At 51.9% G+C, this 15,354-nt stretch carries 14 protein-coding genes; 3 read left to right on the forward strand and 11 right to left on the reverse strand.

The genetic code is table 11. The annotated features are described in order from the left end of the window. Positions 1-3: 3 nt before the first annotated feature. From WC647_13880 to WC647_13890, 3 genes are all read right to left on the reverse strand, one after another. Entirely contained in the window at positions 4-1,173 is a 1,170-nt protein-coding gene (locus WC647_13880; protein MFA6223394.1) for an ABC transporter substrate-binding protein, read from the reverse strand. Positions 1,174-1,313: 140 nt separating this feature from the next. Continuing rightward, the gene (locus WC647_13885; protein ID MFA6223395.1) at positions 1,314-2,357 is read right to left on the reverse strand and encodes a branched-chain amino acid ABC transporter permease; all 1,044 of its coding nucleotides are present in this window, start codon (positions 2,355-2,357) and stop codon (positions 1,314-1,316) included. A 30-nt stretch (positions 2,358-2,387) separates the two neighbouring features. Further along, positions 2,388-3,272, reverse strand: coding sequence for a branched-chain amino acid ABC transporter permease (locus WC647_13890; GenBank protein MFA6223396.1), 885 nt, complete (start codon positions 3,270-3,272; stop codon positions 2,388-2,390). A 333-nt stretch (positions 3,273-3,605) separates the two neighbouring features. Between WC647_13890 and WC647_13895 the strand changes: the two genes are divergently transcribed. Beyond that, entirely contained in the window at positions 3,606-4,196 is a 591-nt protein-coding gene (locus WC647_13895) for an SIS domain-containing protein (protein ID MFA6223397.1), read from the forward strand. 81 nt (positions 4,197-4,277) lie between these two features. Here WC647_13895 and WC647_13900 read toward each other — a convergent pair whose 3' ends face one another. Further along, positions 4,278-4,571, reverse strand: a complete 294-nt coding sequence (locus WC647_13900) for a hypothetical protein (GenBank protein MFA6223398.1) — start codon at positions 4,569-4,571, stop codon at positions 4,278-4,280. A 203-nt stretch (positions 4,572-4,774) separates the two neighbouring features. Between WC647_13900 and WC647_13905 the strand changes: the two genes are divergently transcribed. Together WC647_13905 and WC647_13910 are read left to right on the forward strand one after the other, a co-directional pair. Then, on the forward strand, positions 4,775-5,869 hold the full coding sequence (locus WC647_13905) for a DNA repair exonuclease (protein MFA6223399.1): 1,095 nt from the start codon (positions 4,775-4,777) through the stop codon (positions 5,867-5,869). Further along, positions 5,866-8,574: a hypothetical protein gene (locus WC647_13910; GenBank protein MFA6223400.1), complete on the forward strand. Its 2,709-nt coding sequence runs from the start codon at positions 5,866-5,868 to the stop codon at positions 8,572-8,574. Before WC647_13905 ends, WC647_13910 begins: the two co-directional genes overlap by 4 nt. Before the next feature lie 46 nt (positions 8,575-8,620). Here WC647_13910 and WC647_13915 read toward each other — a convergent pair whose 3' ends face one another. The 7 genes from WC647_13915 to WC647_13945 all read right to left on the reverse strand — a co-directional run bounded on the left by WC647_13915 (position 8,621) and on the right by WC647_13945 (position 15,342). After that, positions 8,621-8,854 (reverse strand): MoaD/ThiS family protein, encoded by a 234-nt coding sequence (locus WC647_13915; protein MFA6223401.1) that lies wholly within the window; start codon positions 8,852-8,854, stop codon positions 8,621-8,623. Positions 8,855-8,874: 20 nt separating this feature from the next. After that, entirely contained in the window at positions 8,875-10,710 is a 1,836-nt protein-coding gene (locus WC647_13920) for an aldehyde ferredoxin oxidoreductase family protein (GenBank protein MFA6223402.1), read from the reverse strand. A 3-nt stretch (positions 10,711-10,713) separates the two neighbouring features. Continuing rightward, positions 10,714-11,445 (reverse strand): ABC transporter ATP-binding protein, encoded by a 732-nt coding sequence (locus tag WC647_13925; GenBank protein ID MFA6223403.1) that lies wholly within the window; start codon positions 11,443-11,445, stop codon positions 10,714-10,716. After that, positions 11,438-12,169, reverse strand: a complete 732-nt coding sequence (locus WC647_13930; GenBank protein ID MFA6223404.1) for an ABC transporter ATP-binding protein — start codon at positions 12,167-12,169, stop codon at positions 11,438-11,440. The genes WC647_13925 and WC647_13930 overlap by 8 nt, the downstream gene beginning before the upstream one ends. Continuing rightward, a complete protein-coding gene (locus WC647_13935; GenBank protein ID MFA6223405.1) occupies positions 12,166-13,134 on the reverse strand; it encodes a branched-chain amino acid ABC transporter permease in 969 nt (322 codons plus the stop codon). Before WC647_13935 ends, WC647_13930 begins: the two co-directional genes overlap by 4 nt. A 13-nt stretch (positions 13,135-13,147) precedes the next feature. Beyond that, the gene (locus WC647_13940; protein MFA6223406.1) at positions 13,148-14,011 is read right to left on the reverse strand and encodes a branched-chain amino acid ABC transporter permease; all 864 of its coding nucleotides are present in this window, start codon (positions 14,009-14,011) and stop codon (positions 13,148-13,150) included. Positions 14,012-14,091: 80 nt separating this feature from the next. Continuing rightward, positions 14,092-15,342: an ABC transporter substrate-binding protein gene (locus WC647_13945; protein ID MFA6223407.1), complete on the reverse strand. Its 1,251-nt coding sequence runs from the start codon at positions 15,340-15,342 to the stop codon at positions 14,092-14,094. Positions 15,343-15,354 lie beyond the last annotated feature (12 nt).

Here is a 15,354-nt window from a genome sequence, read left to right on the forward strand (position 1 = left end):
TTGCTACTCCACCGTAATCCAATCAGAAACCGGCTCTAATATCTTTTTCTGTGTGTTCGCCTTCCAGACTCTCGCGACCGGGAATTTGTTATTCTTGATTGTGTATGGAGCGGAAAGACCGCCACTGTCGAAGTCTTTAAGTGACTGGAGGGCTTTTACCAATCCGGGTCCATTGAGTTCCCCTGCTTTATCCGCCCGTTTCAGGCACTCGACAAAGATCAGCCCTGTCATAAAACTCTGCATATAGGAATTGTCCCGATAAGTTACCTTTGGATATTTCTTTGCTGTATACGCTTTGATCTTTTTGATCATGGGGACATCATCATTCCACCAGTACATGTAGGGATTCACAGCCATATAGCCCTCCGCCATAGGACCGAGATTATCCACCACCATCTTTGAAGCGCCCCAGAAAGTTCCCATGAATTGGGTTTTCATGCCGAAATCTCTACACTGTTTGATGACTGTCTGGACCGGATCCACCACAAAGCCCTGGAAAATTACGAAGTCCGGATTCTTGCGTTTCATGTCTAAAACCTGCGATGTAACATCAACTGACCCTACCTGAGCGACTTCTTCGGCAACCAGATCAAGTTTCAGGGTCTTGCACATCTGTCTTGCCGCCTCGATCGGGTCTTTTCCAAATTCGGTGTCGCTGTAGAAAAAGGCTACTTTTGCCCCCGGTTTTTCTTTGGCGATATACTTTAGCAATATCCCGAACATATCAGCATATGTCGGACCCGGCACGAACATATAAGGATTTTCCTTGGGATCTGCCAGTTCACTGGAAAAAGACGTCGAGCTGTACAGAATCTTGTATCTATCCTTGATTTCCGGAGACATCGCTTTGCCCAGGCCCGTGCTTTCTCCATACATGATCAGTGGATTGTCCCGCGACATGATTCGTTTGAATGCCGCAACAGCTACGTCCAACTGATACTGGCCGTCCTCCATGATGTATTTAATCTTCTTGCCGTTGATGCCGCCTTCTTCATTAGCGATCATCAGGGCGTCTTCAAGACCTGCATTGATGTTTACGCCTGCAAACGCGAATCTGCCGGTGATCGGTTGTACCGCTCCCACCTTGATCTCGTCTTCCGCATAAGCAAAAGCTGAAAATGCGATCGCAATTGCCAGAACCATCGCCGAAAACCAGAAGTGTCTCTTCTTCATTCTTTGCTCTCCTTTTCTTGTTTGAAGGTCAATTTTGAGAAGCTCTACTTAATGATCAACACCTATTCACAACGGTTACGTCTGGTCAGGACGCTCAAATCAATGCTTGAAGCGACAATTCATCGGTCGAAAATCCAGTTTCAGTTCGAAAAAGGCCAAAGCAGGAAGAAGTTCTTGATACGATGCCAAATTTCCGCCAGCCCATGAGGTTCCAGGACCAGGAAGGTCACGATCATGCCACCAAAGATTATTTCCTTCAGCGGGATGAAAAATTGGTCCAACCCAGGGAATAGCTGTTTGGCGGAACTTACGAAAATGTTTAGAAGCTCCGGGGTGAGCGTCATGAATATGGCTCCAAAGATGGAACCCAGAACACTACCAAGGCCCCCGACTATAACCATGGCCAGATACTGGATAGAGAGGGAGAATGGAAAATGTTCCGGAGTTACAACCTTGATGAATCCCACCCAAAGGCTTCCTGCAATACCGGCGAAAAAAGAGCTGAGAGCAAAAGCGGCCAATTTGTAGCGGAACAGGTTAATTCCTATTATCTCGGCCGCAAGATCGCGATCGCGAATTGCCACAAAAGCTCTACCCCATTTTGTTCTTACAAGATTTCTGGCAAAACCGACCGTAAGGATTACAAGGACAAGGGTTATAAAATAGTAACTCTTTTCAGTGTCGAATACGAAATCCCCGATCCTGGGAGCTGGCACGTTTATCCCACGGATTCCATGAGTCATTGATTCCCAATGCACAAACACGAACTCCAGGATAAATTGCGCCGCCAGGGTGGCAATGCATAGGTAAAGGCCTTTAACCCGCAAAGACGGGATCCCAATAATTAATCCCATTCCTGCGGACACGAACCCCGCTATTGGCATTGCAAACCAGAAGGGCATATCGAGACGGGTAACAAGTATCGCTGTCGCATAACCGCCAACACCGACAAATGCGGCGTGTCCAAGGGAAATTTGACCCGTAAATCCGGTGAGGAGGTTTAAACCTACAGCCCCTATAATGGCAATGCCTATCAAATTCATGATGTACAGAACATAGGAGCTTGCGACAAAAGGTGTGATAATGAGCAAAACAAAGAGAACTGCGAGGCAAATCCTTACAAACAGACTCTGAAAGATTTCTTCGTCTTCACGATAGGATTCTTTAAAATCTCCACAACGCATATCGGTCCTCAAACACGACTAACTGAATGTCTAGACTCTCTCAATGAGTGGTTTCCCGAATATCCCATAAGGCCTGATCATTATGATCAGAACCAATATTATAAACGGGGCGACTTCTTTCACGCCGCCACCGAACATGGAGTCAAGATAAACACCTGCGAAATTCTCAAGGACGCCAATTATGAATCCGCCGACTATTGCCCCGATGATGCTGTCCAGGCCGCCCAGGATTATTACCGAGAGAACCTTTAGGCCAATGTGTCCCAAATGAATGCTTATTCCGTTGATGTTCCCGATAATTATTCCGCCCAAAGCCGCAGTGATGGCAGCGAAGCTCCAGGAAAGAGCAAACACCCTCTTTACGCTGATCCCCATCGAAAGAGCAGCCTGTTGATTGGCCGCTGTGGCGCGCATCGCCAAACCGGTTCTTGTGTAGCGGAATATAACGGTGAAAACCACGGTGCAGATAACAGCGAAAATAAACCCCCATAAAAGACCTGAAGGAACAATAGCGAAGCCCAGATCCAAAGGAGTGGGCGGGAAAACCTGAGGAAATGTTCTGAATTGTGGAGACCAGATCATGTGCGTGACGCCCTTTAACACGCTCGCAAGACCTATGGTAACCATGATAACGGATATGATCGGTTCGCCGATAAGTGGTCTTAACGCTATTCTCTCGGTCAAAGCTCCGAGACTGGCAGCGAAGATCATGGTAACAAAAAGAGCGACGCCAAATGGCGCCGACAGTTCTGTCAAGACGGTCAGGCATACAAATGCGCCTAAGGTCATGAATTCGCCTGTGGCCAAATTCAGTACGCTCGTGGCCTTGTAAATCAGGACGAATCCAAGAGCGATCAAGCCATATACGCCGCCTGCCGCTATGCCGCTGACAAGAATCTGAGGAATTATGTCCACTTGTTCCACCTCAGGGAGCGCTTGGAAATGAAAAATCAGTATGTCGCCGCAATTAATGAAAGACTGGACTCAATGACGAAACGAAACCAATCACGCAATCAGGACTGTTTATATGATTCGGGATTGACCCGAATAACTATTCTGGTTGTAGATCCTTGGTCTGTAGTTCGGGTAAGCTTGACTTTCTGCGTTTGAAACTATTGGATTCATAATTGATAGAGTAAATGTGTCGGGAATTCAAGATTTTTCTTTACGGAGAGATTAAATCGGGTTGTAAGAGACCTCCAAATGAACTAGATTTTGGCAGTGAGGCTCAATAATAAGGGGGTAAAGGTGAAAAACACTGCTTGCAAATGCGAATCGCCTAAAGATTACGCCAAAGATTATGTCAAACGGCTGATTGCTTTACTCAACAACCTGAACCTGGAGGAAGTCGAAAAAGTGGTTCAGTTGTTTCTGGACGCCAGAGAAAAAGGAGCCACAATCTTTTTCCTGGGAAACGGGGGGAGCGCCGCGACCGCGTGCCACTTTTCAAACGACATGGGAGTATGCGCATCTCCGGAGGGCAAGAAGCCGTTCCGGGCCATTAGCCTTGCGGCGAACATGGCCTATGTAACTTGTCTGGGTAACGACATTGGATATGAGAACATATTTGTAGGACAACTCCGGAATTTAATGCGTCCCGGAGACATTGTGGTCGGTATTTCCGCAAGCGGGAACTCCCCTAACGCTGTAAACGCACTCGATTACGCAAATCAGAATGGCGCGACATCTGTCGCTATAGTGGGTTTTCACGGAGGGGTCATGAAAAGAAGGGCGCAATATGTAATTCATATCGAATCCGACAGGGGAGAGTACGGACCCGTCGAAGACGTGCACATGGCCCTGGATCATCTTATTTCAACATATCTAGCGCAAGTATAAGTTTCACCCTCGATATATCGAGGGTCAGAAATCAACCCAAAATTTGGCTCGTGTATAAACCACACTTTGAGTAGAATGATGTCATGGTTCTAGGTAGATCGGAGCGCCAAGTTCCTGAATACGGAAATTCTCAAACACATGATGACCGTCATAGTCAAGAACGCGCAAGTCACTCTCCTGGTGAAGGTCTCCCATCACCGCATTGAAGTGGCGCCCATACTTTTGTTTAAGGAGTTCTACCGGGACCCCATAAGCTACAAACTTCTTCACGCCGTTGGTCTTGAGCTGCCCTACCAGTCGTTCGTCGGTAAGAGAATCGTATGAAGTGAGGATCAAGATCGGTCCGGAACCCGTAAAAAAGATTCCCGCTTTCATGGGACACCCTCCTTTCGTAGGCTAGAAAGATGTTCTGCCTCAATTCAATCCTTATTCTTTTTTCTTAGACACTTATTTGAACAAAGAGTTCATTTCGGGCATCTTCTTGAAATGTTACGGAAACATGGTAGAGTTCAGTTCCCCTACCCAAAGGGCTTCCCAACTCTACAAGGGAAAGATTGAGAAACTGGCTGGAGAGGTTCATGAAGTTTGTTCACACCGCTGACTGGCAGATCGGCATGAGAGCTGATTCGATAGGAGATCGCGCTCCCCGGGTTAGGGAGGAACGTCTAGCGGCCGCCAGGCGAGTCATGGACGTGGCCAAGTCAGAGAACGCTGATTTCATATTAGTCGCGGGTGATATCTTTGAAGACAACGCAGTGGACCGGAGGTTGGTCCAAAAGGTCGCAGACATACTTCGATCATTTCCCGGGCCGGTCCTGATCATTCCAGGCAATCACGACCCCTTGCTTCCTGGCTCGGTGTGGGAACACCCGGCCTGGGGGGCGCCTAATGTTACAGTGCTCAGGGAGGAGGGATGTATTGAAATCGCTGAGGCGTTAGTCTATCCATGCCCGCTTAAAGAAAAGCGATCTACTGCCAACCCCACGGCATGGATACCAAAAGAAGATGTCGGCCGTATCAGAATAGGACTGGCCCACGGAACTGTCGAAGGCATTCGTCAGGATGAGCCTGATTCCCCGATCCCAAGAGACGCTCCCCAACGGACAGGGTTGGACTATCTGGCTATAGGCCACTGGCATTCTTTCGCTTCATACCCCGACTCTGATGGAAATGTCCGGATGGCCTATTCTGGAACGCATGAAACCACCAAATTCGGCGAACGTGACAGCGGTAATGTTTTAGTAGTTGAAATAGAATCCCATGGGAAGGCGCCCAAGATAAGGCCGGTCAAATCAGGTGGTCTAAACTGGATTTCTGTTGCCGAAGAATTGATCAAACAGGGAGACATAAAGCGCCTGAAGGATGCGCTTGAATCGTTGGCCAGTCCTTTCCAGACTCTGATTCAGTTAACCATATCCGGTATTTTGAACATGGAGGAACGATCGGAGTTGGAGCACATTGAGCAGATGCTTGAGTCGAGGTTTTTCTGGAGTGACATCGACTCCTGCCAATTGAAGGCCGCTCCTACCGATTGTTCATGGATCGACGATCTTGGACAGGGTGTCATTCAACAAGCCGCCCTTCGTCTGTTACAGGACTCTGAAAATAGGCCGGAAGTTACGCAGTTAGCCCTATCGCGACTTTACACCATAGTAAAGGGGGTCCCGAAATGATTGTTGAGTCAATTGGCGTCTGTTATTGGCGGAACATGCTTCGGGAAAAAGTCGTGGGACCATTTTCAGAATGCCTCAATGTGGTGTACGCTTCCAACGGCTCAGGAAAGTCATCCCTTTTCGAAGCCTTAAGGAGAGGTTTGATTGACAGACATAATGTCAAGGGAGAAGACATTAACGAGATTCAACCCTGGGGGCGGGATCTCGCGCCCAGAGTAGTGGTTGAGTTTAAACACAAGGGCCATTCTTACCGGATAACCAAGCAGTTTATACAGAGCGTCAGTTCAGTACTGGAGGAAATGCAGGCCGGCCGGTACAATCCGATTAAGCAGGGGCTAAAGGCTGATGAAGCGGTTCGCGAGATGCTAACCAGGAATCCGCCTGCCAAGGGATTGTCGAGAGTTGAACACTGGGGATGGGCTCAGGCTCTGTGGGCCCCGCAGGGAAGACTTGCTCTCGACCAGTTGTCCAATGATGTCCTTCACGATATTCGAGACACTCTGAGCGCTCATCTCACATCCAACGGCTCATCCCGTGTGGAAAAGGAGATTAACAGGCTCTATGCCATGTATTTCACAGGCGCCGGAAAACTGAAAAAAGGTAAAGACGCCCCGGCAAGCGTTACGTTCAGGCAGGACCTTGAAAAGACTCGAACCGACTTGATTCAGGCGAAGGATCGATATGAATCTTTTCAAAGGACATCGGCTGAGGTTGAAAAATGTCGGCTTCTTACAGCGAAGGCCAGGCTGGAATTGGATCGGATAGAGGGATTGCTGTCGACCACAGAATCAAGCTTGAAAGAATATCGTGAGCTGAAGGCCGCCCGGAGTGAAAACGACAGCAGCGCCAAGATTCACGCGGGTAAGTTTGCGGCGCTGAACACTACCATCGAACAGATAGCCAAAACAGAAAATGACATCGCCATAGGGCGAATAGAATTAGAACAGCTTGCCAAAGATTTGGAACAAAAGGGAAAAGAATTCGAAATCGCCGAGGATAATCTCACGAATTGTCAGGAAGACCTCGACAGGATCAAGACGCTGGAGAACGAAGTTAACGATATGACAATTCTCGCCGAGTCAGCTCGTTCCTATTCTGACATCTGTCCGAAACTGACGGCTCTCGAAGAAAAGTTGACCCGGATTTCTGTAGCCAGGGAACGCCTCACACAGCTTGAATTGCAAAGAAAGTCTGTAAAATCCCCGAATGAAGAGACACTGAAGGCTATTGGAATTGCCATGAGGGACCGTGATGACACGAATCTCAGAATAGACGCCTCTTTAATGCATGTGGAAGTCATTGCTGAAACAGGACTGACGGTTGATGTGCTGAAGGGCGATGACACGGGGGCGGTCAACGTCCTGTCTGGAGAGGTCACAGCATTCAGGGGATCTCCTGAAGTAAGCGTCCGAATCCCTGACGTGGCGACGATCAGGGCTTGGGGTCCGACCGGATCAATCGACGAACTCAGGGAGAAACTTTCCAAGACACAAAAGAAAATATCGCAATTGTCTGAGCCCTATGGGACTACCGATCTAACCGAGCTTGAGAAACTTTCCGGTCGGGCCAACGAAATAGCCCGAAACATTCGTGAGGCGGAGCTGGAAATCAAAACATTGTTGGGCAAAGTTAAGCTCAATGTCCTGGAACATGAAAGAGCGTCTTTGGAACACAACCGGGAGGTGATTTTAGAGCATTATCCCGAGTGGGTGTCAAATTCGCCGGACTGGGAAAATCTGAAAAAGAAAGCTGATAAATTGGCCGAATCGCACGCAGCGCAAAGGGAGCAAGCGTCAAAAAATCTGGAGGACGCCAGGAAACTGCGTGGTAATCTGGACAAGAGACTGGGAGTATTAAGGACGAAAATTGAAGGAGTAGAAAAAGCGATCGGGGAAAATGAGAAACGACTCAATGGTCTGAACAAGGACAACAAAACCCCGGAGCAACGCAAAAACGAGCTGAACGAAATTTCCATGAGTTGGAACGCAGCGAAAAGCAAATTGGAAGATTTGCAAAACCAGCTAAAGAAGTTTGATCAAGACCCTGAAGCCTTGGCTAAGAAGCTGATATCAGCAAAAACTCAGGCTGAAAATCATTACGGACAATGCAAGGATCAGGAGAGCATGGCAATTGGGAGCCTCAAAGTCCTTAGCGAAGGCGGTTCATATTCCGAGTTGGCTAAAGCTCATGAAACGATTGTTCAACTGGAGAAGAGCATCCAGCGTGAGGAGCTTGATCAGGATGCGATTCGCCTGTTGCATGACACGATAGATAGCGTGCGTAAGGAGGCGTTGTCGTCTGTTTCACGACCCGTAGAGGATGCGGCAACGAAGACTTTGAATTACATTTGCGGGGCCGGCTTGGGACAGGTCCGTCTTGGAGACATGTTTCAGCCGTCAGAGCTTATGCCTGAATTGTGTGACTTCAATGTCGGGGTTACAAGTCTTTCAGGCGGAGAACGGGAACAGCTTTACTTTGCTGTTAGGCTGGCCCTGGCCGACGTCCTGGCTCAGGATGAAAGACAGCTCGTTGTTCTCGATGATGTACTTACCGCTACTGACTCCATGCGGCTGGGGAGGGTCCTCGATGTTTTGGAGGACAGCGCAAAGAGACTTCAGATAATCCTGTTGACCTGCCATCCGGAGCGGTACCAGCGCCTGTCATCAGCCCGGTTTTTCGATTTTAACGCAACCCGGGATTGCTAGCCAAACCACGAAGTCGCGAATACTGGCGCCAATCCTCAAGCGCGGGTTATCCGCCTGCCACAGGCGAAAACAAGACGAGTTGATCGCCTTCCACGAGTTCTCGGTTCGGCTTCGCCGCCCGTCCATTGACGATAATGACCTTGGGAGCGGAATCGGGAATCGCGAGAGTCTCCAGGACGTCCGCCACAGTGGCGCCCGGAGGCGCATCCAGGTAGAAAAGCTCCTCACCGTGGGGCGTCATGTCGCTGAAGGTCAACTGCAGTCTAACACCGATACGCATTGCAGCCGCTCCCGAAGAATCTAGGCGAGTCCAAGCTCCCTGAGCTTTTCCTCAGTGGGAATTCCGTTAGTGTCCCATCCCCGTAGCCGGTAGTACTCATTCAACATCTCTTCCAGGTGACACACCATTCCCTTCGCCGGTCCATCGGGCATTGGCTCCGAGACAATGCGGGCCGGCAAGGTGTCGTCCTTCCGGGAAAAACCTGCCCGTGAGAGAAAGAGGCGTTCGGCGTTGAAAATACGTTCTCCTGCGGCGCAGACTTCTTCCAACGAATAGTCCATGCCGGTAGCCGCGTTGAGCAACTCGGTGATTCCTTCCGGCTTGATTGTCTCATCCGGTCGCACGTAGTTGCGCACTGAGAAGAATACGCACAATCCCGCGGCGTCGATGACACTGAACGCATCCTGCCAATCTTTTACGATTTGGGGCTTGTCATGGTAGGTTAGTGGATCGAGCTGCTTGGGAACGCCCAGAAGCTCGATGTAGGCAGGGTCGCCTCTCATGTGCGACGCGCCGATGGGGCTTGTCGCATAGGCCAGCCCCATACCTTGCTCCCCGCGCGGATCGTAGCCTGCAAATTCTTGGCCCTTGGCCACCATGGCGAATTCGGGCCGGCCGTAATGCCGCGCGAGACGCAGCGAACCCTGTGCGAGCAAATGACCGAAGTCCTGTCGACGCCCGGTCAGACGGGTAAGTTCCACCACAGCCCGGGCGTCTCCGAATTTGAGATCGCGGCCAAGCCCGACATCTGAGGGCGAAATCAGTCCTTTCTCGCTCATTTCCATTGCGCACGCGATGGTCGCCCCCATGGTGATGGTGTCCATGCCCAACTCGTTGCAGATGTAGTTCGCCTTGGTCACCGCGGCAAGATCGTCTACCCCGCAATCACTTCCGAATGAATATACCGTTTCGTACTCCGGCCCTTCTCCTTCGCCGGCATAGGGACCGTCAGGCACTTTTGTGCCGCGTCCGCACGCTATGGGGCATGAGAAACAGGCCTTGGGTTTCACCAGGTACTGTTTAGTGAGCGCTCTGCCGTCGATTTTTTTCCATCCTTCGAACAGACCGGATTGGAAATTGCGTGTGGGAAACACACCGAAATTCTGCGTGCCCACTGCGGTTATTGCAGTTCCCCATTCCCGCAGCGGGATCGGGCCTCCATGGAACGATTTCTTAAAACGGTCAAGAAACCCTGCGACGAGGGACTTGAATCGGTTCGGATCGGCCAGCTCGACTTTGCCTTCCCCTTTGACCGCGACTGCCTTCAGCTTCTTGAAGCCCATCACCGCGCCCACGCCGGAACGTCCAGCCGCCCGGTGTCTGTCGTTCATGATGGAGGCGAACAGAACTCCCAATTCGCCTGCCGGGCCGATTACGGACGTCCTCGCCGACATGTCGGTTTCGGCTCGCACGGCTTCATCGGTTTCCGGCACATTTTTACCCCACAAATGTCCGGCGGGTCTCAGTTCGGCATGGGAACCGTTCATCCAGAGGTACACCGGTTCGGAAGACCTACCTCTGACGATTATCGAGTCCCACCCGGCCTTTTTGAGAACTGAGGGAAACTTGCCTCCGGAATTGCTACACGTTACGGCCCCGGTCAAAGGCGATTTGGTCATCACCATGTACCGGGCGCCGGTGGGAGCGGAGGTCCCGGTCAACGGGCCCGTGGCAAAGATCAGGTCGTTGCCTTCACTTAAAGGATCGACTTCAGGGTCTACAGTGTCGAGGAGGTGTTTGATACCCAGTCCGCGACCGCCGATGTAATCGCGGGCGGCTCGAGGGTCAAGGGGCCGCTCTTCAACGCGACCTGCGGTTAAATCCACCCACAAAACCTTACCGCGCCATCCGTACATCTCCTATTCGCTCCTTTCCGCGGTCACACTCTTCTTCATACCCAGGTAGGCGTCCTTGATCGATGGATCTCTGAGGAGTTCGGCTGAAGGGCCTTCCCGAACAATCCTTCCGGCTTCCAGGATGTAGGCGTATGTGGAGTTCTTGAGAGCCATTTCCACGGACTGCTCCACCAGGAGCATCGTGATCCGATTCCGCAACTCGGCAAGGACGCGATAGATTTCCTGCACGATGACCGGCGCAAGCCCCAGAGACAGTTCGTCTAAAATCAGAATGGAAGGGCGGCTCATCAACGCGCGACCGATGGCCAGCATCTGCTGTTCGCCACCGGACAACGTGCCCGCTCGCTGAGTCATCCTGTTCTTGAGGACAGGGAAAAGGGTGAGAACTTCGTCCATCGTTTGTGTGAGACTCTTTCGGCCTCGGGGCAGAAATGCGCCCATCATGAGATTGTCGGCCACGGTCATATCCACAAAGGTCCGTCTTCCTTCGGGAACTGTGGCCACGCCCAGGCGCGCTATCGCGTACGGCGGCATATTCTGTATCTCCCGATCTTCCAGCGTTACCGTACCCCTAGTCGCTGCCCTCAATCCGCTGATTACGCCGATCAAACTCGACTTGCCCGCGCCGTTGGCCCCCAATACGGTCACGGAGGAACCCTTGGGAACCTCCAGGGAAACGCCTCGCAACACCCGGTTTTCGCCGATGTTGGCCTCCAGATCCGTGAGTTTAAGCATCTGGCTGCTCTCCCAGGTAGGCCTTTATGACGAGCGGGTCCCGGCACACTTCTTCCGGTGAACCCTGAGAAATGAGACTCCCCTGATCCATTACCAGCACTCGGTCGCACACACTCATGATGGCTCCCATGATGTGCTCTATCCATATCACGGTGATATCGTACCGGTCGCGAATGGATTTGATGAGTTTAAGGGCTGTGTCCATTTCCATGCTGTTGAGTCCCCCGAGGACTTCGTCCAGGAGTATCAGTTTCGGGTTCGCTCCAAGGGCTCGCGCCGACTCAAGGCGTTTTTTGTCGATGAGGTTGAGGCTTGCCGCATCCGACTCTTCCTTGCCGGCCAGGCCGGTCATTGCGAGCAGTTCCTCCGCTTCCTGTTTGCGGGCCGCTCCTTTAAGGTCTGGGCGGTTCTCCATCAGCGCGACGCACACATTTTCCATGCAGGTCATTTTAGCGAAGGGTCTGACGATCTGATAGGTTCTCGATATCCCCGACCTGCATATCTGATGAGGCTTGAGGCCTGTAATGTCCCGACCCTGAAACCAGATCGCGCCTCCATCCGGAGTAACGGCACCGGTTATAAGATTGAACATGGTGGTCTTACCGGCTCCGTTGGGCCCGATCATACCCAGGATCTCTCCGGGGTTCACCGAAAAACTCACGCTGTTGATGACTTTGACTCCTCCAAAGCGCTTGGAAATAGTTTTCACCTCAAGAAGGCTCATGTGGATCGTTTCCCTCCGGTGACTTTCTTCCACCAATTCACGGACAAACCCACAAGTCCTTGAGGCGCGAAGCGTGCGAAAACCAGGGCTACGCAGGCAAATACCAGCACGTGATACTTGTCGCTGAATTCCCGCACAAACTCGCTGAGGACCTCCAGGAGAAAGGCGCCCACGACAGGACCCGCCATCGTGCCCAACCCTCCGATTACCGCCATCGCGAGCACGTGGAACATCATGTCCAGAGAGGGTATATGGGGAGTAATAAGCATGAGGTAATGCCCGTACAGCGACCCGGCCAGTCCCGCCATAGCGCCACTGATGACGAAGGCGTTGAGCCGAACCCTCGTTACATTGACTCCCAGAGATTGAGCCGCTGTTTCGTCGTTGAGCACCGCCCGAAACCGAAGCCCCATGTCTGAATTGATTATCCAGCTCACCAGCCAGACAACTCCCACCGCCGCAACGAGCATGATATAGAAGGCCGTTGTCTTGGAATAGGGCCCGACGATAAACGGCACCACCAATCCCATCGTGCCGCGAGTGACATCGTATTCGTTCTGGATTATTATGCGAACGATCTCGGAAAAAGCCAGCGTGGTAAGCGAGAGATAGATTCCCCCCATCCTGATGCACAATGCGCCCAGACACAGTGACAGGAGAGCGGCGGCCGCTACGCCCAACAAAAGCCCGAACAGCGGATGCAGCCCCAGCTTGGCCGAAAGTATCCCGCTAGTGTAACAACCGATTCCGGCGAACGCCGCATGCGCAAAAGAGACTTGCCCGGTAAAACCGGCAAGCAGGTTCCAGGAACTCGCCATCATGACGTAGAAGAGCCCCACAATAGCGCTGTTCAGCCAGTATGGTCCCAGCACGAAAGGCAGGCACGAGAACCCGGCAAGAATGACCAGCCACCCGGCTGATTCGCCTCCGAGGGGTTTACTGAAATCTTTTGCCGCAGCCTGCATAATGGTTTCCCTACTAAAGTCGCTTCTGACCGAACAGACCCGTGGGTCGGAAGAAGAGGACCAGAATCAGAATTAGAAAACCGAAAAGGCTCTTATAGCCGCTGGATATGTAAGCGACTCCGAGGTTCTCTACTATGCCCAGGAGCAAGCCTCCGACAATGCAACCGGTCAGCGAACCCAGTCCGCCGAGTATCATCACCACGAATGCGGTCAGAGAGATGCCTACTCCCACAGTGGGGGTGACGGGAAATACGGGGGTGAGTATGACACCCGCGCACGCTGCCAGCACGCATCCCAAACCGAACGAGAGCATATTCACTCGCTCGGGGTTGACTCCTAACAGGGAAGCCATTTCGCGGTCCATGGCCACACTTCGAATCACTCGCCCAAACCATGTCTTGCGCATTACCACCATAAAAACCGCTATCACCGCAGCGGCGGCGGCGAAAGACGCCAGCCGTTGATTGCTGTAGGAGAACAAGCCCAAAATGTCGCTGGCCCCGTTCACCCAATTGGGTGGCTTATTGGGATAAGGACCGAAAACCACCAAATATGCGTTCTGAAGAATTATGTACAGAATAAACGTGATGATCAGAGAGTACATTTCCTGGCCGTAGGTAGGCCGTATGAGGATACGCTCTATCACCAGCCCGAAAAAAAATACAAGGACCACAGCCACAACCATCGAACTCAGAGGATCGAATCCCAACGCCTGCGAACAAAGGGCGCTGAAGTATCCGGCCAACACATAGAGTTCGCCGTGAGCGAAGTTGATAACGCCCATAATTCCGACGATCAACGTTACGCCCAGTGCTACTAGCGCATAGGTGCTCCCCATGAACACCCCGTTGGTAAGATACAGCAGCAGGTCTTCCAAGGATCCGCCGTCCTTTCGAGCTGGTAATGGGCCGGATCAACCGCTCGGTTCAGAAGCGGTAGATCCGGGAAAAGGGGTCGCTACTTCTTCAGGTCACCCGTCTTCGCATCCATGGGATAGACCACAACCTGCTTCTTGTCTTGCCATTGAACGATAAGCATCGGCGGCTGCCACTGATGATATGCGTAGCTGCCTTTTTCCTTGCCGAACTTCACCTGACCGGAGCAAACTACGATGTCCGAGTTTTCCAGAGCCTTCGTGAGTTTTTCGCTGTCGGTGGACCCCGCGCGCTTGATGCCGTCCGCTGCGATCAAGATTACATCGTAGATGGAACGGGACTTGTAGTCCGTAGGAGGTTTGCCGAACTTCTTCTGGTACGCTGCGTCGAACTCTTTGGCTACCGGAGTCAGCATGACTTTTTCGTGCATTCGGGAAACGAACAGCTCAAGGTTGCCATACTGCCCTACGGTTTTCCAGAACTCGGGCCACAGCGACGGTGGTCCAGCGCCTTCCAGGAGCAACGCCTGCGAAGGAACAATGCCGACTTCGCCAGCCTGAGCGATGAGATAGTGCACGCCAAACCCGTATACAAACGCAAGAATGAGATCGGGCTTGAACTTCTTGACCTTGTTGAGTTCGGTGTAATGGTCCTGACTCTTGGTATCAGTATCTATAGTGGTGAACTCGACGCCGGCGGCCTTAAGTCCGGTTTCGGCCAGGTCTTTGATGCCTTTGCCCCAGTCGGTATTCTCGGCGAAAATGGCGACTCGCTTGAATCCGTAATGCTTGACAAACCCCATGATGGCGTCGTTGACTACGCCGCTGTTACAGGGGCCGGCGCGAAAAACGTACGGGTAGTTTTTCTTGGTGATGTCGTCGTGCCAAGCTTCGGCGATGATGAATGGCGTCTTGTTGCGGTTGGCCACTTCAATCTCCGCCAGGGCCGCAGAGCTGTGGGATTCGCCGAGAACCATCACAACATTGTCTTTCGTAATGAGTTTCTCGATTCCACTGGCTGCTTTGGCCGGGTCGCCGGCTGTATCTTCGAAGACCACTTCAACTTTCTTTCCCAGGACCCCGCCAGATCCGTTGATCTTATCCAGGGCGAGAGCGATTCCTTCGTCGAAAGCTGCGCCCGTCGCTGCCGCTGTGCCTGTTCGCGGACCGACCACTCCAATCTTGATGGTTTCCTCAGCCATGGCGCTTCCGGCAAGCCCCAAGGCAGCCGTCGCCAACGCCACCAATATCGCCATTAGCTTCAAATAGTTGCTCATGCCTCTCCTCCTTTCGTGACTTCGTCCAAGGTTCCAGGGAGCGGTCGCTCCCCCCAATAGCGCTCATTC

The organism is Desulfomonilaceae bacterium (genome assembly GCA_041662605.1).
Lineage (GTDB): Bacteria > Desulfobacterota > Desulfomonilia > Desulfomonilales > Desulfomonilaceae > CAJBEZ01.

Excerpts from the sequence above, each read along its gene's own strand:
- WC647_13880 (MFA6223394.1), bottom strand. The coding sequence starts at position 1,173 with ATGAAGAAGAGACACTTCTGGTTTTCGGCGATGGTTCTGGCAATTGCG.
- WC647_13885 (MFA6223395.1), bottom strand. The coding sequence starts at position 2,357 with ATGCGTTGTGGAGATTTTAAAGAATCCTATCGTGAAGACGAAGAAATC.
- WC647_13900 (MFA6223398.1), bottom strand. The coding sequence starts at position 4,571 with ATGAAAGCGGGAATCTTTTTTACGGGTTCCGGACCGATCTTGATCCTC.
- WC647_13905 (MFA6223399.1), top strand. The coding sequence starts at position 4,775 with ATGAAGTTTGTTCACACCGCTGACTGGCAGATCGGCATGAGAGCTGAT.
- WC647_13910 (MFA6223400.1), top strand. The coding sequence starts at position 5,866 with ATGATTGTTGAGTCAATTGGCGTCTGTTATTGGCGGAACATGCTTCGG.
- WC647_13915 (MFA6223401.1), bottom strand. The coding sequence starts at position 8,854 with ATGCGTATCGGTGTTAGACTGCAGTTGACCTTCAGCGACATGACGCCC.
- WC647_13920 (MFA6223402.1), bottom strand. The coding sequence starts at position 10,710 with ATGTACGGATGGCGCGGTAAGGTTTTGTGGGTGGATTTAACCGCAGGT.
- WC647_13925 (MFA6223403.1), bottom strand. The coding sequence starts at position 11,445 with ATGCTTAAACTCACGGATCTGGAGGCCAACATCGGCGAAAACCGGGTG.
- WC647_13930 (MFA6223404.1), bottom strand. The coding sequence starts at position 12,169 with ATGAGCCTTCTTGAGGTGAAAACTATTTCCAAGCGCTTTGGAGGAGTC.
- WC647_13935 (MFA6223405.1), bottom strand. The coding sequence starts at position 13,134 with ATGCAGGCTGCGGCAAAAGATTTCAGTAAACCCCTCGGAGGCGAATCA.